Genomic DNA, 23,460 nt, shown 5'->3' on the forward strand with positions numbered 1-23,460 from the left:
TTGCTTCGGTAAGTCCGATCCAAGCAAGGGGACCCGACCGATGAGCATGGACAAGATCTTCGACGCCGCCACCGTTGAGGCCCGCATCGCGGCTGAGTGGGACAAGCGGCAGGCCTTCGCCGCCGGCGCGAACGCGAAACCGGGGGCGCCCGGCTTCTCGGTCGTGATCCCGCCGCCGAATGTCACCGGCAGCCTGCACATCGGCCACGCGCTGAACAACACGCTGCAGGACATCCTCGTCCGCTGGCACCGGATGCGCGGCTTCGACACGCTGTGGCAGCCGGGGCAGGACCACGCGGGCATCGCCACCCAGATGGTGGTCGAGCGCCAGATGGCCGAAGCGCAGGAGCCCGGCCGCCGCGAGATCGGGCGCGAGGAGTTCCTGCGCAAGGTCTGGGCCTGGAAGCGCGAATCCGGCGGCACCATCACCGGCCAGTTGCAGCGGCTGGGGGCAAGCCTCGACTGGTCGCGCAATGCCTTCACCATGTCGGGCGCTCCGGGCGCGCCCGAGGGCGAGGGCGGCAACTTCCACGACGCCGTGATCCGCGTCTTCGTGGACATGCATGACAAGGGCCTGATCTATCGCGGCAAGCGGCTGGTGAACTGGGACCCGCGCTTCGAGACCGCGATCTCGGACCTCGAGGTCGAGAACCGCGAGGTCGATGGCCAGATGTGGCACTTCAAGTATCCGCTGGCCGGCGGCGAGACCTATGAATACGTGGAACGCGACGCCGACGGCAACGTGACCCTGCGCGAGACGCGGGACTACATCTCGATTGCCACGACCCGGCCGGAAACCATGCTGGGCGACGGCGCGGTGGCGGTCCATCCGGGGGATGCGCGCTATGCCCCCATCGTCGGCAAGCTGTGCGAGATCCCGGTCGGGCCGAAGGAGCATCGCCGCCTGATCCCCATCATCACCGACGACTACCCCGACCCGGATTTCGGCTCGGGCGCGGTCAAGATCACCGGGGCGCATGATTTCAACGACTATGGCGTGGCGCAGCGGAACGGCATCCCGCTTTACGCCCTGATGGACGGGCAGGCGCGGATGCGCGAGGACGGGCTGTCCTATGCCGAGTCCGCCGCCATCGCCACCGCCGCCGCGCGGGGCGAGGACGTGGGCGACGTGTCGGCGGTCAACCTTGTCCCCGAGGACCTGCGCGGCCTCGACCGCTACGAGGCGCGCGAGCGGGTGGTCGAGGCGATCAACGCCGAGGGTCTGGCCGTCACCGACGCCGAGGGCAGCCCGTGGGTCGAGCGCCGGAAGATCATGCAGCCTTTCGGCGACCGCTCGGGCGTGGTGGTCGAGCCGATGCTGACCGACCAGTGGTTCGTGGACACAGCGAAGATCGTCCAGCCCGCCATCGACGCGGTGCGCACGGGCCGCACCCGCATCCTGCCCGAGCAGCATGAGAAGGTGTATTTCCACTGGCTGGAGAACATCGAGCCGTGGACGATCAGCCGCCAACTGTGGTGGGGCCACCAGATCCCGGTGTGGTATGGCCTCGATCTGGAAGCGCCCGATTTCCGCGACGACCAGGGCGACGACCAGCTTGACCCGGTCGAGATGCTGCGCCTGCTGAACGAGGACCGGCTGGTGCGGCCGGGCGAGATCCAGCATTGCGCCGCCAGCTTCGACGAGGTGCGGGCGAAGTTCTTCGACGAGCTTGCCGCCCAGCCTGCGCCCATCGCCACGGGTTCGGTGATCGAGGTCGAGGACCGCGAGGCCGCAGTGGACGCCTTTGCCATGGGACTGGCGGAATACCAGACCACGGGCGATCCGACCCGCATCGTCTATCCCGTCTGGCGCGATCCGGACGTGCTGGACACCTGGTTCTCCTCCGGCCTCTGGCCCATCGGGACGCTGGGCTGGCCCGAGGACACCGAGGAACTGCGCCGCTATTTCCCGACCGACACGCTGATCACCGGCTTCGACATCATCTTCTTCTGGGTGGCCCGGATGATGATGATGCAGCTTGCGGTCGTCGGAGAAGTCCCCTTCCGCACCGTCTATGTCCACGGCCTCGTCCGGGACGAGAAGGGCGCGAAGATGTCCAAGTCCAAGGGCAATGTCATCGACCCGCTGGACCTGATCGACCAGTTCGGGGCGGACGCCCTGCGCTTCACCCTGACCAGCATGGCCGCGATGGGCCGCGACCCCAAGCTGGGGCCGAAGCACGTCGAGGCGAACCGCAACTTCGTCACCAAGATCTGGAACGCCACGCGGTTTGCCGAGATGAACGGCGTGTTCTCGGCCCCCTCGGACCAGCCCGCGCCGCAGCATACGGTGAACCGCTGGATCATGGGCGAGACGGCACGGGCGCGGCTGGCTCTGGACGAGGCGCTGGCGGGCTATCGCTTCAACGACGCGGCGCAGGGGCTTTACGCCTTTGTCTGGGGGAAGGTCTGCGACTGGTATGTGGAGTTCGCCAAGCCCCTGCTCGACGGCGAACATGCGGATGAAACCCGCGCCACGATGCGTTGGGTGATCGAGCAGGCGATCACCATGCTGCATCCGATCATGCCCTTCGTGACCGAGGAAATCTGGGCGCTGACCGGCAACCGTTCGACCATGCTGGTGCACGGGGACTGGCCGACCTATGGGACGGAACTGATCGACCCGGTGGCGGACCGGCAGATGAATTGGGTCATCGGGCTGGTCGAGGGTATCCGGTCTGCCCGCGCCCAGATGGGGGTGCCGGCAGGGGCGAAGCTGGACCTGATCGTGACCGAGGCCGATCCGGCCGCCCGCGCGGCGCTGGCCGCCAACGCGCCGCTGGTCGAGCGGCTGGCGCGGGTGAACCCGCCCGTTGATGGCGCGGCGGGGCGCGGGATGATCGCGGTGGCGGCGCCGGGCGCGTCCTTCGCGCTGCCCATCGGGGACGTGATCGACGCGGGCGCCGAGACGGCGCGGCTGGAGAAGGCATTGGCCAAGGTCGAGAAGGACGCGGCAGGCTTGCGGGGGCGGCTGTCGAACCCCAGGTTCGCGCAGAACGCCGACCCCGAGGTCATCGAGGACACGCGCGGCAAGCTGGCCGATCTGGACGAGGACATCGCCCGCACCCGCGCCGCGCTGGAGCAGTTGAGGAGTTTTTGACGCATTGGTTTGAACGCATCGCCCTGCGGCGCATCGACGAGGCCGCGGCGAGGGGGCAGTTGAGCGGCTTGCGCGGCGAAGGCAAGCCGATTGACCGCGACCGCCTGCGGGAAACCTCGGAGGATGTCATGTACCGCATGATGTCCGACGCGGGCTTCCTGCCACCCGAGTTGCAGATGGCTAAGGACATCGAGGCCAAGCGTGCGGTCCTGGACCAGATCGAGGACGAGGCCGAGCGCACCCGCCTGCAGAAGCAGATCGCCCTGCTGGAACTGAAGCGCGGCATGGCTGCCGACCAGCGCAGGCGCTTCGCGTCGGGCTGAGGCACTTGAGGTGCGGCCGCGCCCCAAGATGGGTACTTGGGCCAGAAAGAAGCCGTGGGTGGTATGCTGCAGCGGCAGATGGTGCGCGCAAAGGCTGCCCGTATCATTCCCAAGCCTTATTGGAGGGGTGTCCCACGCACGCATCCTTGTGATGCGCCATCAGTGTGGATGGTGCGTGAAGATCACGCATCCTGCCTCTGCCTCTGCGTCCGGGTTTGGCGCTGGCGAAAGGGATATCAGGATTTTTCGGGAATGCAGGGTGAGCGATCTGCACGCACTGCTATAAAGCAGTGTCACTCAAGATGGTGCGCGCAACAAACCATCCTGCGTCGTTCAAGCCGTTCGGCTACATGGTCCGCATTGTCATTTCAGGCGGAAATCGGCGGGGATGCGATCGGTGGCTTCGAGGACCAGATCGGCCATCAAGGCGGCGATGACAGGGGCCATGGCGAAGCCGATCTTGAAGCCTCCGTTTGCCACGAAATGGCCGGGGCGGCCGGGCCATGGGCCCAGCAGCGGAGCGCGGCTGGCGGCGCGGGGGCGGATTCCGGCCCAGCGGTCGATGATGGGAGCATCGGCCAGCGCGGGGCAGAGGGTGCGGGCGCGCTCGATCAGGGGGTCGAGTTGGGTGTCCGTCTCCGTGGCGTCGATGAAGTCGCGTTCCGATGTCGAGCCGATGGCGACCGTGCCATCCGCATGGGGGACGATGTGCAGGCCTTCGGCAAAGACCTGCGGCGCGTCCGGGGCGGCATGGGCCAGCAGCGCGGACTGTCCCTTGACGCCATTGCCCATGCTGCGCCCGAGATCGATGGAAAGGGCGGCAAGCCCGGCAGCTCCGGCGGCCCAGATGGCGGGGCTTTCCACCCTGTCCGGCGATTGCTGCCCGGCGCCTTCCTCGATCTCGCCGTCCTTGGCTCGGATCGCCGCGGCCAGCGCCGCACAGGCGCGGCGAGGCGACAGGCGCGCGGAAAGGGTGTCGGTGAGATAAAGCCCGCTGTCGCTGACGGGCAGCAGCAGTCCTTCTGGCGTCTCGGTCAGCGCCATGCGGAAGGGCGCGGGCCAGACTTCGGCCGCCGCCGCGATGCGGGCGCGGAGGCGGTCCGGCGTGGCGGGATCGACCGGCTGGATGCGGCCAGTCCGCGCATAGCCGGGATCGACGCCACCCGCTTGCGCGATCCCGGCCCACCAGCCTTCGGCCGCGAGCAGCGCGTCAAGCTGCATCTGCTTCTTGGCGTTCCAGTTCTCGGGCGCATGCGGGGCCAGCGCCCCCACCGTGCCGCCGCTGGAGCCTGCGCCGACACGCTCGGCCTCAATCACCCGCACTTGCGCGCCTCGGCGCATGCACTCCCAGGCGCATGCGAGGCCGAAGATCCCGGCGCCGATCACCGTCACCCTGCTTGCCATCGCATCGCCCTTTCCGCATGAGCCGCGAAGGGAGTTAGCGCCGATGACCGATGACGACCAGAGCGGGCTGGACTGGCGCGGCGCGATCCCGGTGTCGCGGCGCTTCGACGACCCGTATTTCAGCTTGGCCGGGGGGCTGGAGGAGACGCGCCATGTGTTTCTGGCGGGCAACGACCTGCCCCTGCGCCTGCGGCCCGGCTTTCACGTCGCGGAAACGGGTTTCGGCACCGGGCTGAACCTGCTCGCGCTGGCCGAGGCCGCAACCGTGCCTGTGCGCTTTTCCAGCTTCGAGGCCTTTCCGATGACGGTGGACGAACTCGCCCGCGCCCATGCCGCCTTTCCCGGACTGGCCCGGCTTTCGGCCGAGTTGCGGGCAGGCTGGGGCGCGCCCAGCTTCCGCGTCGGCCATGTCACCGCCGGGATCATCACTGGCGATGCGCGTGAGACGCTTCCCGCATGGCAGGGCATGGCCGACGCCTGGTTCCTGGACGGCTTTGCGCCCGCGAAGAACCCGGAGTTGTGGTCCGAGGCGCTGCTGGCCGAGGTCGGCCGCCACACCGCGCCCGGCGGCAGCTTCGCCACCTATACCGCCGCGGGCCATGTCCGCCGGGCGCTGGCGGCGGCGGGCTTCGCCGTCGAGCGCGCGCCCGGCTTTGCCGGCAAGCGGCACATGAGCCGGGGCGTCAGGCCCTAGCGGCGCACCTGCGGGATGCGGCTGGGGGCGTATTCGACCGGCGGATGGGGCGGCTGGCCGTGGGTGATCCGCCAGAAGGCGGGGCCTCCGCGCCGCAGGAACAGGGGCAGGGCCAGCACGATCCCGGCGACGAAGCCCCCCGCATGGGCCCAGTAGGCCACACCCGCATCGCCCCCGATCATCGCGTAGCCCGAGAAAAGCTGGACCGCGAACCAGACCGCCAGCATCACCCAGGCCGGGATGGTGAACATCTTGATGAGAATGATGATGATCGCCACCACATCCACCTTGGCGCGCGGGAACATCAGCAGGTAGCCCCCCATCACCCCGGCGATCGCGCCCGAGGCGCCGACCATCGGCACGCCCAGCATCGGCTCGGCCCAGACCTGCGCCGCGGCCGCCGCCAGCCCGCAGCCGAGGTAAAAGACCAGAAAGCCAAGATGCCCCATCTGATCCTCAAGGTTGTCCCCGAAAATCCACAGGAACAGCATGTTGCCGCCAAGGTGCAGCAGGCCCGCGTGCAGGAACATGTGGGTGACCCAGCCCCACAGCAGTTCCCCATGCACCACCGCGACGGGGTAAAGCGCCAGCCGTTCCCACAGCCAGACCATGCCGCCGGCCCAGGGCATGGTCAGCAGGAACATCGCCACGTTCAGCACGATCAGCGCATAGGTGACAACGGGCGTGCGCTCGGACGGGTTGTGGTCGCGGATCGGGAACATGGCCGGCCCTTTCGGCTGCAGGGATGGTGGGGTGCGGTGCCCGACCGTGCCACCCAAACACCCCATTGTGCGGATCGGTTCACAGGCTACAGATAAGGCCGACGGGCGCCGATGGCGCCGATGCACGCCGGGGAACGCGCCGATGACCACGATGACCGACCGCAGGAACGCCGCGATCTCGCGCGGGGTGGGGATGACCACGCAGATCTATGCCGAGCGGGCCGAGAACGCCGAGATCTGGGACAAGGACGGCAACCGCTATATCGACTTCGCCGCAGGCATCGCGGTGGTGAACACGGGCCACCGGCACCCGAAGGTGGTGCAGGCAGTGAAGGACCAATTGGACCGCTTCACCCACACCTGCCACCAGGTCGTGCCCTATGAGAACTACGTTTCGCTGGCCGAGCGGCTGAACGCGCTGGTCCCCGGCGATTTCGAGAAGAAGACCATCTTCGCCACTACCGGCGCCGAGGCGGTGGAAAACGCGATCAAGATCGCCCGCTTCGCCACCGGCCGCAGCGCCGTCGTGGCCTTCACCGGGGCCTTCCACGGCCGCACCTTCATGGGGATGACGCTGACCGGCAAGGTCCAGCCCTACAAGGCGGGCTTCGGGGCGATGATGCCCGACGTCTGGCACCTGCCCTTTCCGAACGAGTTGCACGGAGTCACCCAGGCGGATGCGCTTGCCGCCGTGGACAAGCTGTTCAAGGCCGACGTCGATCCCGCCCGCGTGGCCGCGATCATCGTCGAACCCGTGCAGGGCGAGGGCGGCTTCTACCCCGTCCCTTCGGGCTTCATGCAGAAGCTGCGCCAGCTTTGCGACGACCACGGGATGCTGCTGATCGCCGACGAGGTGCAGACCGGCTTTGCCCGCACAGGGCGGTTGTTCGCAATGGAGCTGCACGGGGTCGCGGCCGACATCACCTGCATGGCCAAGGGTCTGGGCGGTGGACTGCCGATTTCCGCTGTCACTGGCCGTGCCGAGGTCATGGACGCGCCGAACCCCGGCGGGCTTGGCGGCACCTATGCCGGCAACCCGCTGGGCGTGGCCGCCGCCCATGCGGTGCTGGACGTGATCGAGGAGGAGGGGCTGGCCGAGCGGGCCGAGCGGCTGGGCCAGCGGCTCAAGCAGCGCCTCGCGTCCTTGCGCGACGATGTGCCCGAGATCGTGGACATCCGCGGCCCCGGCCTGATGAACGCGGTCGAGTTCAACGTCGCAAACAGCGACAGGCCCTCGCCCGAGTTCACCAACCGCGTGCGAGAAGAGGCGCTGAGGCGCGGCCTGATCCTTCTGACCTGCGGCGTTCACGGCAATGTGATTCGTTTCCTGCCGCCGCTTACCGTGCCCGATCCGGTCTTTGACGAGGCGCTGGACATCATCGAGGATTCAATCAGGGCGGCGCGCGTATCCTCCCGCGGGGCCTTGGAAAAAGATGGGCAACTGGCACCGGGAAAGCAGGAGGCCTGAGGCGCGGCGCACGGTCCCGGCAGTGCCGCCTGCCCGCGGAACAGGCAGACCTGCGGTGATCTGCCTGTAAACCAAGCGGCATCGAAAAACATTGTCCTTGTGTCGCCGCTGCCACAGCGGCTGTGCAAAAGGAGGATGTTCCCAATGCAGGACGACAATCGCTACGACCGTGACAACCGGCGCCGCGAGGCGGGGCGCAATGACCGGGACGACGAGTTGCGGGCCAGCCGCCGCTATGGCGACCCCGACCATCCCGGCATGATCAGCGACCGTGACTGGGCGGGGCCTTCGGAATATGGCCGTCATGACAGTGGCCGGGGCTATCGCGGCGGTGACTACGGCAGCGGCTATGGCGGCGGCGACTCGGGCCGCGGCGGTTACGGCGGCACAGAACAGGGCCGCGGTGGCTACGGCGGGGGTGGCTACGGCGGCCGAGGCTACGGTGGACAGGGTGATTACGGCCAGTCCGGCCGTGGCATGTCCACCAGCTATGACTATGCCGGCCGCAATCTCAGCGGCGGCTCGTCGCGCGGCTATGGCGGCGACTACGGCCGCAGCGGCGGCTATGGCGGTGGCGGTCAGGACCGCGACTGGAGCGACGAAGCGGACCGCGGCGCCCAGCGCGGCGGGCAGTGGCGCGGCTCGGACTTCGGGTCCGCTGGCTACTCGGGTGGCTCGGGTGGCTATGGCTCCGGCTATTCGGGCGACTACGGGTCCGGCTACTCGGGCGACTACGGCTCGGGCTACGGCGGCGGTATGGGCGCGCGGCGCGGTGCCGGAATGGGCGCGGGCATGGGCGCGGCCGGCGGCGGCTTCGGCCGGGGCGTGGACACATGGGGCGAGGACGGCTCGTTCCGCGGCGCCCAGGGCGGCAGCGGAGAGACGGGTTCCCATCGCGGGCGAGGCCCCAAGGGCTATTCGCGGTCCGATGACCGGGTGCGCGAGGACGTGTCCGACCGCCTGTCCGACGACCACATGATCGACGCCTCTGACATCGAGGTCGAGGTCAAGGGCGGCGAGGTCACGCTGAGCGGCCAAGTGGAGAACCGCCAGGCCAAGCGCCTGGCAGAGGACATCGCCGAGCGGGTCATGGGCGTGAACCACGTCCAGAACAACCTGCGCGTCAAGGGCTCGTCCTCGGGGTCGATGAGCGGGTCAGGCGGGTCCTCGGGCGGCAGCAGCGGGACGACCGGGGGCTTCGGCTCCGGCGAGTCCGGCGGCTCGTCGGGCACGATGAGCGGCTCGGTCGGGTCGGGTAGCGGTTCGTCCAGCGGTTCCAGCGGCAGCGGCTCGTCCGGCTCGTCCTTGGGCTCGTCCAGCGGTTCCTCGACGGGTTCGGGTTCGTCCAGCCGCAGTTGAGCGGAGCGGATGAAAGAGGCGGGCGGCCGACGGGCCGCCCGTTTCCGCGTCTAGAGGCCGCCCAGAAGCGCCTCGGTCAACGGATGCGCAGGGTCGGTCAGCCCGTCGATGACATCCAGGTGGTGCCGCCCGGCCTCGACCATCAGCTCGGTCCGGTTCGGGATACCCGCCCATGCCGCGTGGATCAGGCGCGACTGCTGGACAAAGACTGGCCGCTCGTCCGCGCCGACCCAGACATGCAGGTCGAGATCGCGGGCGGGCAGGTGGAACAGCGGGCTTTCGCTATGCGCGACCTCGTCCGTCAGCCCGAGGTCGCCCTGCATGGCGGTGAACTGCAGCGGCCGCAGGTCGAAGAGGCCCGAGATCGTCAGGCAGCGCCGGATGCGGGCCAGCACCGGCGCCGGAAGCGGGCTGTCCCTGCAGATCAGCCGCGCGGCCAGATGACCCCCTGCGGAATGGCCGGCTAGCGCGATCGGTCCCTTTATCCGCTCGGCCGCCATGGCCACCTGCGCCGCCACCGCGTCCCGCATTTCGGCCAGTGTGCCCGCCGGCGCAAGCGGATAGCCGGGTAGCACCACCGCCCAGCCCCGCGCCAGAGCGCCTTGCGAGAAGTGAGAGAACCACCCCGGCCCGAACTTCACCCAGTAGCCGCCGTGGACAAAGACCATCAGCCCCTTGGGTGGCCCCTCGGGGCGGTAAAATTCGCCAGCTTCGCCCGCCTCGGGTGGGTGCATGGCCCGAAAGGCGGCGGCGTCGCGCAGCCATCGGTCCGGGATCTCCGCACCGCCGGGGATATGGGCGATATTGGCATAAGCGTCGTCCCAGTCGGCGATGCCATCCACGATCATGCGGGCTTCACCTTGGCCGCCGTCCCCTTGGCGAAAGCTTCCAGCCGGGCCTTGGCGGCCTCCTGCGTGTTCACCATGCCGGCCACGACCGACTCGGCATAGGCCGCGTCCAGCGCGCTCATGTTCTGCATGTGGCTAATGGCCGAGCAGATGGCGAAGTTGGAAAGCGGCGGGTTCTGGGCCGCGGCGCGAGCGATCTCGTAGGCCTTGGCCTCGGCATCATCGACCAGATACTGGGCAAGGCCCACGTCCACCGCCTCCTGCCCGCGATACAGGCGGCCCGACAGCATCATGTCGATCATCCGCGCCTTGCCGATCAGGTCCGCCACCCGGATCGTCGCGCCCCCGCCGGTGAACAACCCGCGCTGGCCTTCCGGCAGGCCAAAATAGGTGGACTGGTCCGCGACCCGGATATGGGCGGCCGAGGCAAGCTCCAGCCCCCCGCCCACGACCGCGCCCTTCAGGGCGGCGATGATGGGGACGCCGCCGTATTCCATCTTGTTGAAGGCCTCGTGCCAGCGCAGGCAGACATGCATGAAGTCGGACGCGCTGCGGTTCGCGTGGTAATGTTCCACCAGATCCAGCCCTGCGCTGAAGTGCGTGCCTTCGCCCCGCAGCACGCAGGCGCGCACGCCCGCGCGGGGCAGGGCGGTGAAGACGTCCACCAGTTCCTCGACCGTGGCCGCGTCCAGCGCGTTGCGCTTGGCGGGGCGGTTCAGCGTCACCGTGGCGATGCCATCTTCGTCCACGTTCAGGCGGAGGTTTTCCAAGGGCAGGTCAGGGAGGGTCCGCATGAGGTTCAGCCTTTCGTAATCAGGTGGATGACATAGGGCAGGGTCAGGATGCAGCCCGCCGTGGACACGAGGATCGTGGCCGAGACGCGCTGCTCGGCCAGCGCGAAGTGGTGCGCGAGGATATGGACGGTGCCCGCGACCGGCAGGGCGGCGGCGGCGATCATCACCCCGGCGGCCGTGGGTTCGACCGCCAGCACGAAGGCCGCAAGCGCCACGGCGGCCGGGTGCAGGATCAGCTTGGCCCCGCTGAGCCACGCGGCCGGCCCCAGCCGTTCGGCCGGACGGTGCGCCAGCGAAGCGCCGATGGCGAACAGCGCGCCGGGGGTCGCGGCCCCGCCCAGAAGCGTCATGAACTCGGCCGCGGGCGCGGGCCATGGCAGGCGCAGGGCGGACCACAGCAGCCCCGCCGCCATCGAGCCGATCATCGGGTTGCGGATGATGCCCTTCAGGACCGGCAGGAAGGTGCCGAACCCGATGCGGCCGTGGCGGACCGCCGCGACGATCAGCGTGACCAGCATGGCGAAGACCGCCAGATCCAGCGCCAGCACCATCAGCACCGGCCCGACCGCCGCCGGCCCCAGCAGCACGACCAGCATCGGCACGCCCAGAAAGCCCGTGTTCCCCGTGATCGCCGTATGGGCCAGCATCGCTGCCTCGGGGGCGGGCGAGCCACGGCTACGGGCGATGGCTGCGACCAGCAGCCAGACCACGGCAGAACCTGCCACATAGGCCAGCGCGAAACGCAGGTCGAACAGTTCGCGGATGTTCAGCGAGGCGGCAAAGCCGAACAGCATCGCCGACAGCGCGAAATAGAAGACGAATTTCGTCAGCGCCGCCGTCGCCTCGGCCGAGAACAGCCGCAGCCGCCCGGCCAGCCAGCCGGTCCCGATCAGTGCAAAGAACGGCAGCGTCTTGAGAAAGATCGCCAGCACGGGCGTTCCTCCCTCGACCGCCTTCGGGGCGCGACAGAAGCATCCCCGTGCGCGGGACGCAAGATCAGCCGCGCCGCACGAGGTAGCGGCGGGCGCCGTCGGGCAGGGGGTTTGAGGCGACCAGTTCATGCCCGCCCTCGGCGCAGAAATGCGGCACGTCCAGCACCGCCGCCGGGTCGGTCGCCACCAGTGCCACCGTCGCCCCGGCGGGCAGGGAAGAGAGCGTCCGGCGCAGCTTCAGCACCGGCAGGGGGCAGAGAAGATGCCGCGCGTCGATTTCCGCGTCCGCGGTCATGCGGCGGCGCGGTGGCTGCGACACCAGCCTTCGGCCCCGGCCCAGGTCAGCGGCCGGGCATAATCTCCGGCGAAATCGATGAAGGCGGGGACAAGCTCGGGCGCGACGGCGACCAGGACGGGGGTGCCGTTTGCCAGCGCGTCGGCGATGAAGTCGCGGAAGCCCCGACCCGCGGCCTCCTGCTTGCCGAACTTGTTGACCAGCGCGAGGTCGGCGCCTTCCAGCCCCCGGGCCGCCAGCGCCGCCGCCCGTTCCAGCGCATCCGTATCCAGCCGGCAGCCCTGCGCGCCCGCGCCCAGCGATTGCGAGATGCGGATGGGCGGGGCGTCTGTGCCCAGCACCGTCAGTTCCATGTCGCAGGCGCAGTCGCCGCCGCGGTCAAGGTTGGCCTGCACGGCGCCCGCCAGCCGCAGCCCTTGCGCCGCAAGCCTGCAGGCCAGCGCGGCCATCCGGGCGTTGCCGTCGTCCTCGTCGTGGATCACATATCCCAGCATGGCCGCGATCCTAAGATGAGCGGCCTGCCCCGGCAAGCCGCTGCGTGCCTGCTTGCGGCCCTCCGACGCGCAGCGCAGACTGTGCCGGATGAGCAGGGAAATCGCGGGAATCGTGCTGGCCGGGGGGCAGTCGCGTCGGATGGGCGGCGGCGACAAGGGGCTGCTGGACCTCGGCGGGCGCCCGGTCATCGCCCATGTGATCGAACGTCTGGGCTGCGCCCGCGCGATCAGTGCGAACGGCGATCCGGCGCGTTTTGCAGACTTCGGCCTGCCCGTTCTGCCCGACAGCCTGCCGGACTGGCCGGGGCCGCTGGCGGGCGTGCTGGCCGGGATGGACTGGGCGGCGGCGCGGGGTATCCCCCGCATCGTCACCGCCGCCGCCGACACGCCCTTCTTCCCGCGCGACCTCGCGGCGCGGCTTGCAGGCGTCGAGGCGCCGGTGATCATGGCGAGCAACGACGGCGACCATCCCGCCTTCGCCCTCTGGGACGTTTCCCTGCGCGACGACCTGCGTGCCGCGCTGCACTCGGGCACCCGGCGGATGCGCGACTGGATGGACGCGCATGGCGCCGTCCGGGTCGGGTTTCCGGGCGACGATCCCTTCTTCAACATCAACACGCCCGCCGAGCTGGCAACGGCCCGCCTCAGGCTGTCGCAGGAACAGGAATGGACCTGAAATCCGCCCTCATGGGCCTGAGCTTCGCGGCGATCTGGGCCTCGGCCTTCACCTCGACGCGGATCGCGGTGATCGAAATGCCGCCGCTGCTGGCGCTGGTGATCCGATTCAGTGCCTCTGCCGTCATCGCCATCGGGCTGGCCTATGCGATGGGCCAGTCGATGCGGCTGTCGCGGGCCGAGTGGCGCACGGTGGTCGTCTTCGGCCTCTGCCAGAACGCGCTCTACCTTGGCCTCAACTGGGTCGGGATGCAGTGGGTCGAGGCGTCGGCCGCCTCGATCATCGCCTCGATGATGCCGCTGCTGGTGGCCTTCGCGGGCTGGGCCTTCCTGCGCCAGCCGCTGCGGCCGCAGGCGGTGGCGGGACTGGTGATCGGCGTTGTCGGAGTCGTCATCATCATGAGCGTGCGGATCTCGCAGGGGATGAACCTTCTCGGCCTCGCTCTGTGCCTTGCCGCCGTGGTGGCGCTGACCGTCGCCACGCTGGCGGTGCGCGGCGCGGGCGGGGGGCCGAACGTGATGATGATCGTGGGCCTGCAGATGGCGGTGGGTGCGGTGGCGCTGGTCCTGCCCGCGGCGGCGCTCGAATGGGGCCGGTCTTTCGAATGGAGCGGGCGGCTGATCGGCGCGCTGGCCTATTCGGTCCTCGTGCCCGGCATCCTTGCGACTTTTATCTGGTTCCGGCTGGTCACGCGCATCGGCGCGGTCAGGGCGGCGGCCTTCCATTTCCTGTCCCCGCCCTTGGGCGTCGCTACCGCCGCGCTGTGGCTGGGCGAAAGCTTCGGCTGGTCGGACGTGATCGGGTCCATCATCGTCGCCATCGGCATCCTGATGGTGCAGCTTGCCCGTGTCGCCCCCACGCCTGCCGTGCCGGGCCTCGCGGCGGAACCACGGAACGCATGACCCCCCGCCGAGGTTGAGCGGCGATGCGCGCCGACGATTTCCTTCATCCCACCGATGCCGGGCTTTACTGCCCTTCGGGTGATTTTTTCATTGACCCACTGCGACCCGTGCCCCGCGCCCTCATCACCCACGGCCACGGCGACCACGCCCGGTCCGGCCACGGCGCGGTCATGGCCACGCGCGAGACGCTGGAGATCATGGCGATCCGCTATGGCGAGGATTTCACTGCCTCCCGGCAGGTGGCCGACGGGCCAACGCAAGTGGGCAGCGTTGAGGTCAGCTTCCACCCCGCGGGCCACATCCTCGGCTCGGCCCAGATCCGGCTGGCCTGTCAGGGCGGGCCAGTCATCACCGTTTCCGGCGACTACTGCCGCACCCCCAACCCCGTCTGCGCCCCGTGGGAACCTGTCCCCTGCGACATCTTCGTGACCGAGGCGACCTTCGGCCTGCCGGTCTTCAAGCATCCCGACCCGGCGGCGGAAACGCAGAAGCTGCTCGCCAGCATGGCCGAGTTCCCCGACCGCCCGCATCTGGTCGGCGCCTATGCCTTGGGCAAGGCGCAGCGGGTGATCGCCCTGCTACGGCAGGCGGGCTACGACGCGCCGATCCACCTGCACGGCAGCGCCCAGCGGCTGAGCGACTACCATGTGGCCGAGGGCATCCCGCTGGGCGACTTGCGCCCCGCCACCACGCCGAAACAGATCGAGGGGCAGGTGGTCATCGCCCCCCCCTCGGCTTTCGCCTCGCCTTGGGTCCAGCGCTTCCGCGATCCGGTGATCTGCTTCGCCTCCGGCTGGATGGCCGTCCGCGCCCGCGCCCGGCAAAGGGGCGTGGAACTGCCGCTGGTCATCAGCGACCACGTGGACTGGCCACAACTGACGCAGACGCTCACTGAACTGCGCCCCTCGGAAGTCTGGGTCACCCATGGCGCCGAGGAAGCGCTGGTCCGCTGGTGCGAGCTGAACCAGCTTCGCGCCCGCCCCCTGCGGCTGGTCGGCTACGAGGACGAGGAAGAATGAGAGGTTCTTCTTCGGACAAATATCCCCGGGGGGCTCGGGGGGCAGGCAGCCCCCCGTCCGGCGGTGCCGCATGAAGGCCTTCGCCGCCCTGCTGGAACGGCTGGCCTTCACGCCCGCGCGCAATGCCAAGCTGCAGATCCTGCAGCACTACCTGGAACGCACGCCCGACCCCAACCGCGGCTATGCCTTTGCCGCTCTGACGGGCAATCTCAAGCTGCGCGCCGTCACACCCGGCCTGCTGCGCGGCCTCGCGGTCGATCGCTTCGACGAGCTGCTCTTCGCCCTGTCCTACGACTTCGTCGGCGACCTCGCCGAAACCATCGCGCTGATCTGGGAAGGCGAGCCGCAGGGTGACCTGTCCATCACCGAAGCCGTTCACCTGCTGGAAACCACCGGCAAGGCCGGGCTGCCCGCCGCCATCGCCGGCGTTCTGGACCGGCTCGGCCCCTCCGAGCGGCTGGCCTTCCTCAAGCTCGCCACCGGCAACCTGCGGATCGGCCTGTCGGCGCGGCTGGCGCGCACGGCGCTGGCGCAGATGGGGGCGCCCACGCTGGGCGAGATCGAGGAGGTCTGGCACGGCCTCAAGCCCCCCTATCCCGAGGTCTTCGCCTGGGTCGAGGGCGGCCCGCGCCCTGACCGCGCGGCGCTGGCGCCCTTCCGGCCGGTGATGCTCTCGACCCCCACGGACTTGGACGAACTCCGCGCGCTCGACCCTGCCGACCATGTCGCGGAATGGAAATGGGACGGCATCCGCGTGCAGGCTGTCAGCGAGGGCGGGGTCAGCCGCCTTTATTCCCGGACCGGAGAGGACATTTCCGGCGCCTTCCCCGACCTGATCGCCGAGATGACCTGGGAAGGCGCGGTCGATGGCGAGCTTCTGGTCCGCAACGAGGGCGGGGTCGCCACATTCAACGACCTCCAGCAGCGGCTGAACCGCAAGACGGTCAGCCGCGCCATGCTGCAAAGCCACCCGGCGGGCCTGCGCGTCTATGACCTGCTGATCTGGAACGGCGAGGACCAGCGCGCCCGCCCCCTGACGGACCGCCGCGCCGTGCTTGAGACGGCGGATTTCCGGTCCGACCGCATCGACATCTCGCCGCTTCTGCCGTTCGGGACATGGGACGACCTCGCCGCCCTGCGCGCCGATCCGCCCGACCCGGTGATCGAGGGGGTGATGATCAAGCGCCGCGACGCGCCTTACACCGGCGGCCGTCCCCGTGGTCCCTGGTTCAAGTGGAAGCGCGACCCCCGCGTGGTGGACGCGGTGCTGATCTATGCCCAGCGCGGGCACGGCAAACGCTCGGGCTATTATTCGGACTTCACCTTCGGCCTCTGGGATGGCGACACGCTGGTCCCGGTCGGCAAGGCCTATTTCGGCTTCACTGATGAGGAGCTGCGCGAACTTGACCGCTTCGTCCGCAACAACACGACGGAACGCTTCGGCCCCGTCCGCGCCGTCGCCCCGAAGCTGGTGGTCGAGGTCGCCTTCGAGGGCGTCAACCGATCCGCCCGCCACCGTTCCGGCGTGGCCCTGCGCTTCCCGCGCATCAGCCACATTCGCTGGGACAAGCCGGCGGTCGAGGCGGACCGGCTGGACACGCTGGAAGCGATGATCGACGCGCCCAATGTCTTCGACGCCGAGGCAGCTCGGGCCGGCGTGCGCCACGGGCGGACGAAGCGGCGTAACGGGGCGAGCGATCTGCCCGAAGAAGCGGGGGCTTCGCGCCCCCTGAATGGCGTCGAGACGCCATCCACCCCCGCGGGATATTTGGACGAAGAAGAATGAGCCTTCCCCCCGCCTTCGCCGACTGGTTCGCGCGGCAGGGCTGGACTCCGCATCCGCACCAGCTTGCGCTGCTGGAGGCCACGGGCGACAGCCTGCTGATCGCGCCCACGGGGGGCGGCAAGACGCTGGCCGGGTTCCTGCCCTCGCTGGTGGAACTGGCCGGGGGGTGGAGGGGGCTGCACACACTCTATGTCTCGCCGCTGAAGGCGCTGACGGCGGACATCGGGCGCAACCTCGCGCGCCCTGTCGCGGACCTGAACCTGCCCATCCGGGTCGAGGATCGCACCGGCGACACCAAGGCCAGCGCCCGCCAGCGCCAGCGCACCGACCCGCCGCAGATCCTGCTGACGACGCCCGAAAGCCTCGCGCTGATGCTGAGCTACCCCGAGGCGCCGAAGATCTTCGGCAGCCTCCGCCGCGTGGTGCTGGATGAATTGCACGCGCTGGCGGAATCCAAGCGCGGCGACCAGTTGATGCTGGGACTCGCGCGGCTGCGCAGCCTTTCGCCCGGCCTGATCGCCACCGGCCTGTCGGCGACGGTTGAGGACCCGCAGGCGCTGGCCGGGTTCATGGGCGGGGCGCAGGTCGTCCATGCCGATCCCGGCCCCGACCCGGACATCGCCATGCTGCCGACCAGCCGCCCGCCGCCCTGGGCCGGGGCAGGGGGGCGCTATGCCGTCAGCGACGTGCTGAAGGCCGTGGCCGAGGCCCGCACGACGATCATCTTCATCAACACCCGCGCCCAGGCCGAGCTGTTCTTCCAGGCGCTCTGGGCCGAGAACGACCAGAACCTCCCCATCGGTCTGCACCACGGCAGCCTTGCGCGCGAGGCGCGCGCGCGGGTCGAGGCCGCGATGGCCGCGGGCGAGTTGCGGGCAGTTGTGGCGACGGGCAGCCTTGATCTCGGGATCGACTGGGGCGACGTCGATCTGGTGATCCAGGTGGGCGCGCCCAAGAACGTCAAGCGGCTGGTCCAGCGGATCGGACGGGCGAACCACCGCTACAACGCGCCGTCCCGCGCCCGCATGGTCCCCGCCAACCGATTCGAGGTGATCGAGTGCATCGCCGCGCTGGAAGCCGTGCGCGAACGCGACCTTGATGGCGACGCGAGGGGGCCGGGGCCGCTTGACGTCCTCTGCCAGCATATCCTGCTGACCGCCTGCGCGGGGCCTTTCGACGCCGATGCGCTTTATGCCGAGGTCCGCACCGCCGGTCCCTACCGTGACCTGTCCCGCGCCGATTTCGACGATTGCCTGAACTTCGCGGCGACGGGAGGCTATGCGCTCCGCGCCTATGACCGCTGGCAGCGGCTGATGCAGCGGGGCAACCTGTGGGGCCTGCGCGACCCCCGTGCCGCCCGCGACCTGCGGATGAACGTCGGCACCATCGTGGAAGCCGAGATGACCAAGGTCCGCTGGAAGCGCGGCGGCGGGCTGCTGGGCGAGGTCGAGGAATCCTTCGCCGCCACCCTCGTCCCCGGCGACAGCTTTCTGACCGGCGGCAAGATCGTCCGCTACGAATCCCTGCGCGAACTGGTGGTCGAGGTCAGCCCCAGCCCCCGCAAGGAACCCAAGATCGCCGTCTTCACCGGCGTCAGGATGCCCATGTCGGCGGAACTGAGCCACCGCGTCCTGTCCCTGATCGGCGATCCTTCCCGCTGGGAGGTTCTGCCCCGACCCACCCGCGACTGGCTGTCCCTGCAGGCCCAGGTTTCGGCCGTGCCCCGCCCCGGCACGCTGCTGGCCGAGACCTTTCCGCACATGGGCCGCTGGCACATCGCGGTCTATGGCTTCGCCGGGCACAATGCCATGCAGACGCTGGGCCTGCTTCTGACGCGGGCGATGGAGGAGTCGGGGCTTGGTCCGCTAGGGTTTTCCTCGACCGACTACGCGCTGCTGATCTGGTCGCTGGACCCGGTGAGGGACCTTGCGCCGCTCTTGGACCGTGACAAGCTGCGGGCGGGCCTGGGGGACTGGCTCGCGGGCAATGCGGTGATGAAGCGGACCTTCAAGAACGTCGCCATCATATCTGGCCTGATCCAGCGCAACATGCCGGGCGGGCGGCGGTCGGGCAAGCAGGCGACCTTCTCGACCGACATCCTTTACGACACCCTGCGCCGGCACGACCCCGACCACCTGTTGCTGCGGATCACGGCAGCCGAGGCCGGTCGCGGCCTGGTCGATTTCGGCCGTATTGAGGAGATGCTGGACCGCTCGCCCGTCCTTGACCACCGGCAACTGGACCGCGTATCCCCGCTGGCCGCGCCCCTGATGCTGGAAATGGGGCGCGTCAGGATCGAGGGGCAGGGTCGGATGCGGCTGGCCGAGCAGGAGGCAGAGGCTTTGATGCAGGCGGCAGGATTGCAGTTTACCGACAATCCGGCGGGCTTCGACACGCCGGCCGAGCCGCCGCATCGCTCGCGCCGGGCGCGATGACCGGCTTTGCCTTCACTTGGCACGGGCTTCAGCTTGAGGCGCGCTGCTCGGGCGCGCTGTGGTGGCCCGAGGAGCGCTGGTTGGTTGTCGCCGACCTGCATCTCGGCAAGTCCGAGCGCATGGCCCGGCGCGGCGGCGCGCTGCTGCCGCCCTATGAGGGGATCGAGACCCTGCGCCGCCTTGAGGCAGAGGCCGAGGCGCTGGACCCGGCAGTGATCGTCAGCCTCGGCGATGGCTTCGATGACGACGCGGCCGCAGAGGGGCTGAACCCCGCTGTGGAAAAGGCCGTCGCCGCGCTGGGGCAGGGGCGGCGCTTGCTGTGGATCGCGGGAAACCACGACCCGAAAACCGGTGGCGAGGCGCTGAAGATGGGCCGGGCCACCCTGCGGCACGAGCCGCAAGGGGACGGCCCCGACATCAGCGGCCATTTCCACCCGGTCGTGCGGCTGGCGGGGGCGCGGCGGCGGGCGCTGCTGGTCGGGCCGTCGCACATGATCCTGCCGGCCTTCGGGGCCTATACCGGGGGGCTGGATGCGGGCTCGCGGGTGATCACCCGCTGGGTGCCGCAGGGGTTCGCGGTCGCTTGCCTGCACAAGGCCCTGCCGGTGCCCCTGCGGGCCGCATGATCGGAAAAGGCCGCCGGAAGAACCAGCGGCCTGCATGGGTCCTGAATCTCCGCTCAGAAGCGGAAGTTCAGACCGACCTTGACGTTGTGGAAGCTGGACGAGGCGGAAGTGTTCGCCCCCAGAATTTCGACGTCGGTCGTGCCGAAATCGCTGTACTCCCATTCACCCGTGACGGAGAGGCGATCATTGATGAGCCGCTCGACACCGAGGCCGACGACATACCCATCCGCGTCATATTCGACGTCACTTCCGCCGGCCGACAAGGTGAAGTTACCCTCCTGATAGCCGGCGATGCCGTAAACCAGGGTATCCGGCCGCGCCAGATAGCCGGTCTTCAGCTTGAGTGCCCAAAGATCGTCCACTTCGGATTTGAACGTTCCGCTTCCCAGACCGGGAACATCATAGCCGAAGTCATCCGAGATGTTGCTGAAGGTGTAAGAGAGTTCCGGTCCGATCACCCACCGATTGCGCTGCCAGCGATACCCGACGTGCAGCCCCCCGTTGGCCCCCGAAATTTCCGCATCCCCCAGATTGGCGATGAACCGGTCGTCGGCGGTATATGCGCCAACCCTGTCATCCCCCCCGAACGCATAGCCCAGCGTGATGCCGGCATAGCCGCCCTGCCAGTCGGACGCGGCCGGTGCGACGATGACCGGTGCGGGTTCGACATCGACGACGGGGGCGATATAGCCGCCGGCGTAAGCGGAGGGGACCGAGAACAGGACAGCGGCAGAGGCCACGACGAGGTTGATGCGCAAGGTGAACCTCACTTCATAAGGATTCGGTTCCTGGCAGGGCCCGGACCATCTATGACTGACAACTGGCATGAAATCGCTCTGTTCCCAAGGGGATGAGCGGAAAACTACGGGTTTGTGTGACGGCATGGGCACGATCCCGAAAGGGGCAGCGGATCATGGTCGGGACCGGCCCGTCGAAGCCTGCTTTCCGTAACTGTCTGATACGAAATCCATTTTCCCGGACAGCTCCGGTGCCCCCCTCGGTCGCGCAGGCCCGAGCCTGTCAGGCGAGGGTGGCGGATTTGTCACGTATCAAGGTTTTCGACGCTCAGCGCATTGGCCTGGATGAAGTCCCGGCGCGGTTCAACCACGTCGCCCATCAGCTTGGTAAAGATGTCGTCGGCCTCGGCCACGTCCTCGACCCGGACCTGCAGCAGGGTGCGGGCCACCGGGTCCAGCGTGGTTTCCCACAACTGCTCGGGGTTCATCTCGCCCAGTCCCTTGTAGCGCTGAAGGGTCAGGCCCTTCTCGCCTTCCGCGAAGATCGCGTCCAGCAGCGACAACGGCCCGTGGATCGGGATGCTGCGGTCCTTGCGGACCAGCGTCGCCCGGTCGCCGTAAACTTCGCGCAGGGCGTCGGTCAGGGTGCCCAGCCGCCGGCTTTCGGCCGAGCGCAGCATCGGGCCGTCGAGCAGCCGCGACTCCTCGACCCCGCGCAGCAGGCGCGACAGGCGGATGCCGCCGTCCTGCGTGGGGCGCGCGGACCAGCCGCGTTCATATTCCTCGGCGATGGCGTCCAGCCGGGCCGCCACGGCCCCGCCGACGCCTGCCGCATCGCTGTCGATGGCGCCGGGAACCATCGCGCCTGCAATGGCCGCCTGTTCGGTGATGTGATGCGGATAATGGGTCGGATAGGTGGCGATGACGCGGCGGGCAAGCCGCGCCTCCTCGACCACGCGGGCGAGGTCGGCGCCGGTGATCTCCTCGCCGGAACCGAGCCGCAGGGCAGTGCCCTCGATCCCCTGCTGGATCAGGTAATCCTCGAGCGCGGCCTGGTCCTTGAGATAGACCTCGGACCGGCCCCGCGCGACTTTGTAAAGCGGGGGCTGGGCGATATAGAGATGGCCTGCTTCGATCAGTTCCGGCATCTGCCGGAAGAAGAAGGTCAGCAGCAGCGTGCGGATATGCGCGCCGTCCACGTCAGCGTCGGTCATGATGACGATCTTGTGGTAGCGCAGCTTCTTCAGGTTGAACTCGTCCCGCCCGATGCCGGTCCCCAGCGCCGTGATCAGCGTGCCGATCATGTCCGAGGACAGCATGCGGTCGAAGCGGGCACGTTCCACGTTCAGGATCTTGCCCCGCAGCGGCAGCACCGCCTGGTTCTGGCGGGAACGCCCCTGCTTGGCCGACCCGCCGGCCGAGTCACCCTCGACAATGAACAGTTCCGCCAGCGAGGGGTCTTTTTCCTGACAGTCGGCCAGCTTGCCGGGCAGGCTCGCCACGTCCATAGCGGTCTTGCGACGGGTGAGTTCGCGGGCCTTGCGGGCAGCTTCGCGGGCCAGGGCGGCCTCGACGATCTTGCCGACGATCTGGCGAGCCTCGGCGGGATGCTCCTCGAACCATTCGGCCAGCTTCTCGTTCACCAGGTTCTCGACCGCAGGTCGCACTTCCGAGGACACCAGCTTGTCCTTGGTCTGGCTGGAGAACTTGGGGTCCGGCACCTTGACCGACAGCACGCAGGTCAGTCCCTCGCGCGCGTCGTCGCCGGTGAAATCGACCTTTTCCTTTTTGGCGATGCCGCTGTCCTGGGCGTATTTCCCGATCACCCGCGTCAGCGCGCCCCGGAAGCCCGCAAGATGGCTGCCGCCGTCGCGCTGGGGGATGTTGTTGGTGAAGGGCAGCACGGTTTCGTGATAGCTGTCGTTCCACCACATGGCGATCTCGACGCCGATGCCGTTGCGTTCGCCCACGATGAAGATCGGCTCGGGCATGACCGGGGTCTTCGAGCGGTCGAGGTATTTGACGAACTCGCGGACCCCGCCCTCGTAGAACAACTCGGTCCGCAGCGGTTCGGCGGGGCGTTCGTCTTCCAGCAGGATGCGGACGCCCGAGTTCAGGAAAGCCAGTTCCCGCAGCCGCGTTTCCAGCGTCTTGAACTGGTAGTCGAGGTTCGAAAAGGTTCCGCCCTGCGCGTTCTCCTTGCAACTGGCGAGAAACCGCACCTCGGTCCCCTTTTCGCCCGGCGCGGCGTCGCCCACGACGCGCAGGTGTTCCACCGTGTCGCCGTTCTCGAAGCGGACGAAATGCTCTTTCCCGCCCCGCCAGATGCGCAGTTCCAGCCAGTCCGACAGGGCGTTGACGACCGAAACGCCGACGCCATGCAGCCCGCCCGAGACCTTGTAGCTGTTGCTGTCGAACTTACCGCCTGCGTGAAGCTGGGTCATGATGACCTCGGCGGCGCTGACGCCCTCGGTCGGGTGCATGTCCACGGGGATGCCGCGGCCGTTGTCGCGGACGCTGACGCTGCTGTCGGCGTGGATGGTGACGCGGACATAGTCGGCGTGGCCCGCCAGCACCTCGTCGATGCCGTTGTCCACGACCTCGGTGACCATGTGATGGAGGCCCGAGCCGTCATCGGTATCGCCGATATACATGCCGGGCCGCTTGCGGACGGCTTCCAGACCCTTCAGAACCTTGATGGAATCGGCGCCGTATTCGATCGGCTGCGCGGTGGCTGCGCTCATTGCTGACATTATCCTGCGATTGTTGCCCATCATATAGGGCTCGCGCGCGCGAATGTCACGGGAAACACACAAGATTTTGCGGGTTTCCGGGGGGTTCCGGCA

General features: G+C 68.7%; 20 protein-coding genes. 11 read left to right on the forward strand and 9 right to left on the reverse strand.

Annotated features, from left to right (window positions below):
• Positions 1–40: 40 nt before the first annotated feature.
• Positions 41–3,100, forward strand: coding sequence for a valine--tRNA ligase (locus tag H5395_RS08260; RefSeq protein ID WP_182792090.1), 3,060 nt, complete (start codon positions 41–43; stop codon positions 3,098–3,100).
• Positions 3,097–3,423 (forward strand): DUF1992 domain-containing protein, encoded by a 327-nt coding sequence (locus H5395_RS08265; RefSeq protein WP_182792091.1) that lies wholly within the window; start codon positions 3,097–3,099, stop codon positions 3,421–3,423. Before H5395_RS08260 ends, H5395_RS08265 begins: the two co-directional genes overlap by 4 nt.
• Positions 3,424–3,786: 363 nt before the next feature.
• On the opposite strand, the gene H5395_RS08270 is transcribed toward H5395_RS08265, so the two are convergent.
• Positions 3,787–4,827, reverse strand: coding sequence for an FAD-binding oxidoreductase (locus tag H5395_RS08270; RefSeq protein WP_182792092.1), 1,041 nt, complete (start codon positions 4,825–4,827; stop codon positions 3,787–3,789).
• A gap of 43 nt (positions 4,828–4,870) precedes the next feature.
• Between H5395_RS08270 and mnmD the strand changes: the two genes are divergently transcribed.
• Entirely contained in the window at positions 4,871–5,521 is a 651-nt protein-coding gene (mnmD, locus tag H5395_RS08275) for a tRNA (5-methylaminomethyl-2-thiouridine)(34)-methyltransferase MnmD (protein WP_182792093.1), read from the forward strand.
• Here mnmD and H5395_RS08280 read toward each other — a convergent pair.
• Complete coding sequence (locus H5395_RS08280; RefSeq protein ID WP_182792094.1) at positions 5,518–6,243, reverse strand: rhomboid family intramembrane serine protease; 726 nt, start codon at positions 6,241–6,243, stop codon at positions 5,518–5,520. The two genes, mnmD and H5395_RS08280, sit on opposite strands and share 4 nt — an antisense overlap.
• Before the next feature lie 142 nt (positions 6,244–6,385).
• Between H5395_RS08280 and H5395_RS08285 the strand changes: the two genes are divergently transcribed.
• Both H5395_RS08285 and H5395_RS18860 read left to right on the forward strand, forming a co-directional pair.
• The gene (locus H5395_RS08285; RefSeq protein ID WP_182792095.1) at positions 6,386–7,711 is read left to right on the forward strand and encodes a 4-aminobutyrate--2-oxoglutarate transaminase; all 1,326 of its coding nucleotides are present in this window, start codon (positions 6,386–6,388) and stop codon (positions 7,709–7,711) included.
• A 144-nt stretch (positions 7,712–7,855) separates the two neighbouring features.
• The gene (locus H5395_RS18860; RefSeq protein WP_234450730.1) at positions 7,856–9,070 is read left to right on the forward strand and encodes a BON domain-containing protein; all 1,215 of its coding nucleotides are present in this window, start codon (positions 7,856–7,858) and stop codon (positions 9,068–9,070) included.
• A 50-nt stretch (positions 9,071–9,120) separates the two neighbouring features.
• On the opposite strand, the gene H5395_RS08295 is transcribed toward H5395_RS18860, so the two are convergent.
• The 5 genes from H5395_RS08295 to H5395_RS08315 form a co-directional block, all read right to left on the reverse strand.
• A complete protein-coding gene (locus tag H5395_RS08295; protein ID WP_182792096.1) occupies positions 9,121–9,918 on the reverse strand; it encodes an alpha/beta hydrolase in 798 nt (265 codons plus the stop codon).
• Complete coding sequence (locus tag H5395_RS08300) at positions 9,915–10,712, reverse strand: crotonase/enoyl-CoA hydratase family protein (RefSeq protein WP_182792097.1); 798 nt, start codon at positions 10,710–10,712, stop codon at positions 9,915–9,917. Before H5395_RS08300 ends, H5395_RS08295 begins: the two co-directional genes overlap by 4 nt.
• 5 nt (positions 10,713–10,717) lie before the next feature.
• Entirely contained in the window at positions 10,718–11,644 is a 927-nt protein-coding gene (locus tag H5395_RS08305) for an AEC family transporter (RefSeq protein WP_182792098.1), read from the reverse strand.
• Positions 11,645–11,708: 64 nt separating this feature from the next.
• Positions 11,709–11,939 (reverse strand): sulfurtransferase TusA family protein, encoded by a 231-nt coding sequence (locus tag H5395_RS08310; RefSeq protein WP_182792099.1) that lies wholly within the window; start codon positions 11,937–11,939, stop codon positions 11,709–11,711.
• Positions 11,936–12,433: a DUF2478 domain-containing protein gene (locus H5395_RS08315; protein WP_182792100.1), complete on the reverse strand. Its 498-nt coding sequence runs from the start codon at positions 12,431–12,433 to the stop codon at positions 11,936–11,938. Before H5395_RS08315 ends, H5395_RS08310 begins: the two co-directional genes overlap by 4 nt.
• Before the next feature lie 88 nt (positions 12,434–12,521).
• Here H5395_RS08315 and mobA point away from each other — a divergent pair, with 88 nt between their 5' ends.
• The 6 genes from mobA (at position 12,522) to pdeM (ending at position 19,877) form a co-directional block, all read left to right on the forward strand.
• Positions 12,522–13,109 (forward strand): molybdenum cofactor guanylyltransferase MobA, encoded by a 588-nt coding sequence (mobA, locus tag H5395_RS08320; RefSeq protein WP_182792101.1) that lies wholly within the window; start codon positions 12,522–12,524, stop codon positions 13,107–13,109.
• Positions 13,100–14,011 carry a DMT family transporter gene (locus H5395_RS08325; protein WP_182792102.1) on the forward strand — a complete coding sequence of 304 codons (912 nt, stop codon included), beginning with the start codon at positions 13,100–13,102 and terminating at the stop codon, positions 14,009–14,011. Before mobA ends, H5395_RS08325 begins: the two co-directional genes overlap by 10 nt.
• A 23-nt stretch (positions 14,012–14,034) precedes the next feature.
• The gene (locus tag H5395_RS08330) at positions 14,035–15,030 is read left to right on the forward strand and encodes a ligase-associated DNA damage response exonuclease (RefSeq protein WP_182792103.1); all 996 of its coding nucleotides are present in this window, start codon (positions 14,035–14,037) and stop codon (positions 15,028–15,030) included.
• Positions 15,031–15,100: 70 nt separating this feature from the next.
• Positions 15,101–16,816 (forward strand): cisplatin damage response ATP-dependent DNA ligase, encoded by a 1,716-nt coding sequence (locus H5395_RS08335; RefSeq protein ID WP_182792104.1) that lies wholly within the window; start codon positions 15,101–15,103, stop codon positions 16,814–16,816.
• Positions 16,813–19,251, forward strand: a complete 2,439-nt coding sequence (locus H5395_RS08340) for a ligase-associated DNA damage response DEXH box helicase (protein ID WP_182792105.1) — start codon at positions 16,813–16,815, stop codon at positions 19,249–19,251. Before H5395_RS08335 ends, H5395_RS08340 begins: the two co-directional genes overlap by 4 nt.
• A complete protein-coding gene (gene pdeM, locus H5395_RS08345; RefSeq protein WP_182792106.1) occupies positions 19,248–19,877 on the forward strand; it encodes a ligase-associated DNA damage response endonuclease PdeM in 630 nt (209 codons plus the stop codon). The genes H5395_RS08340 and pdeM overlap by 4 nt, the downstream gene beginning before the upstream one ends.
• 53 nt (positions 19,878–19,930) lie before the next feature.
• Here pdeM and H5395_RS08350 read toward each other — a convergent pair whose 3' ends face one another.
• Both H5395_RS08350 and gyrB read right to left on the reverse strand, forming a co-directional pair.
• Positions 19,931–20,635 (reverse strand): outer membrane protein, encoded by a 705-nt coding sequence (locus tag H5395_RS08350; protein ID WP_255440568.1) that lies wholly within the window; start codon positions 20,633–20,635, stop codon positions 19,931–19,933.
• A gap of 284 nt (positions 20,636–20,919) precedes the next feature.
• Positions 20,920–23,358: a DNA topoisomerase (ATP-hydrolyzing) subunit B gene (gyrB, locus tag H5395_RS08355; RefSeq protein WP_182792108.1), complete on the reverse strand. Its 2,439-nt coding sequence runs from the start codon at positions 23,356–23,358 to the stop codon at positions 20,920–20,922.
• Positions 23,359–23,460: the final 102 nt, after the last annotated feature.

Origin of the sequence: Paracoccus sp. MC1854, assembly GCF_014164635.1 — a bacterium.
In the GTDB taxonomy this organism is placed as follows: Bacteria; Pseudomonadota; Alphaproteobacteria; order Rhodobacterales; family Rhodobacteraceae; genus Paracoccus.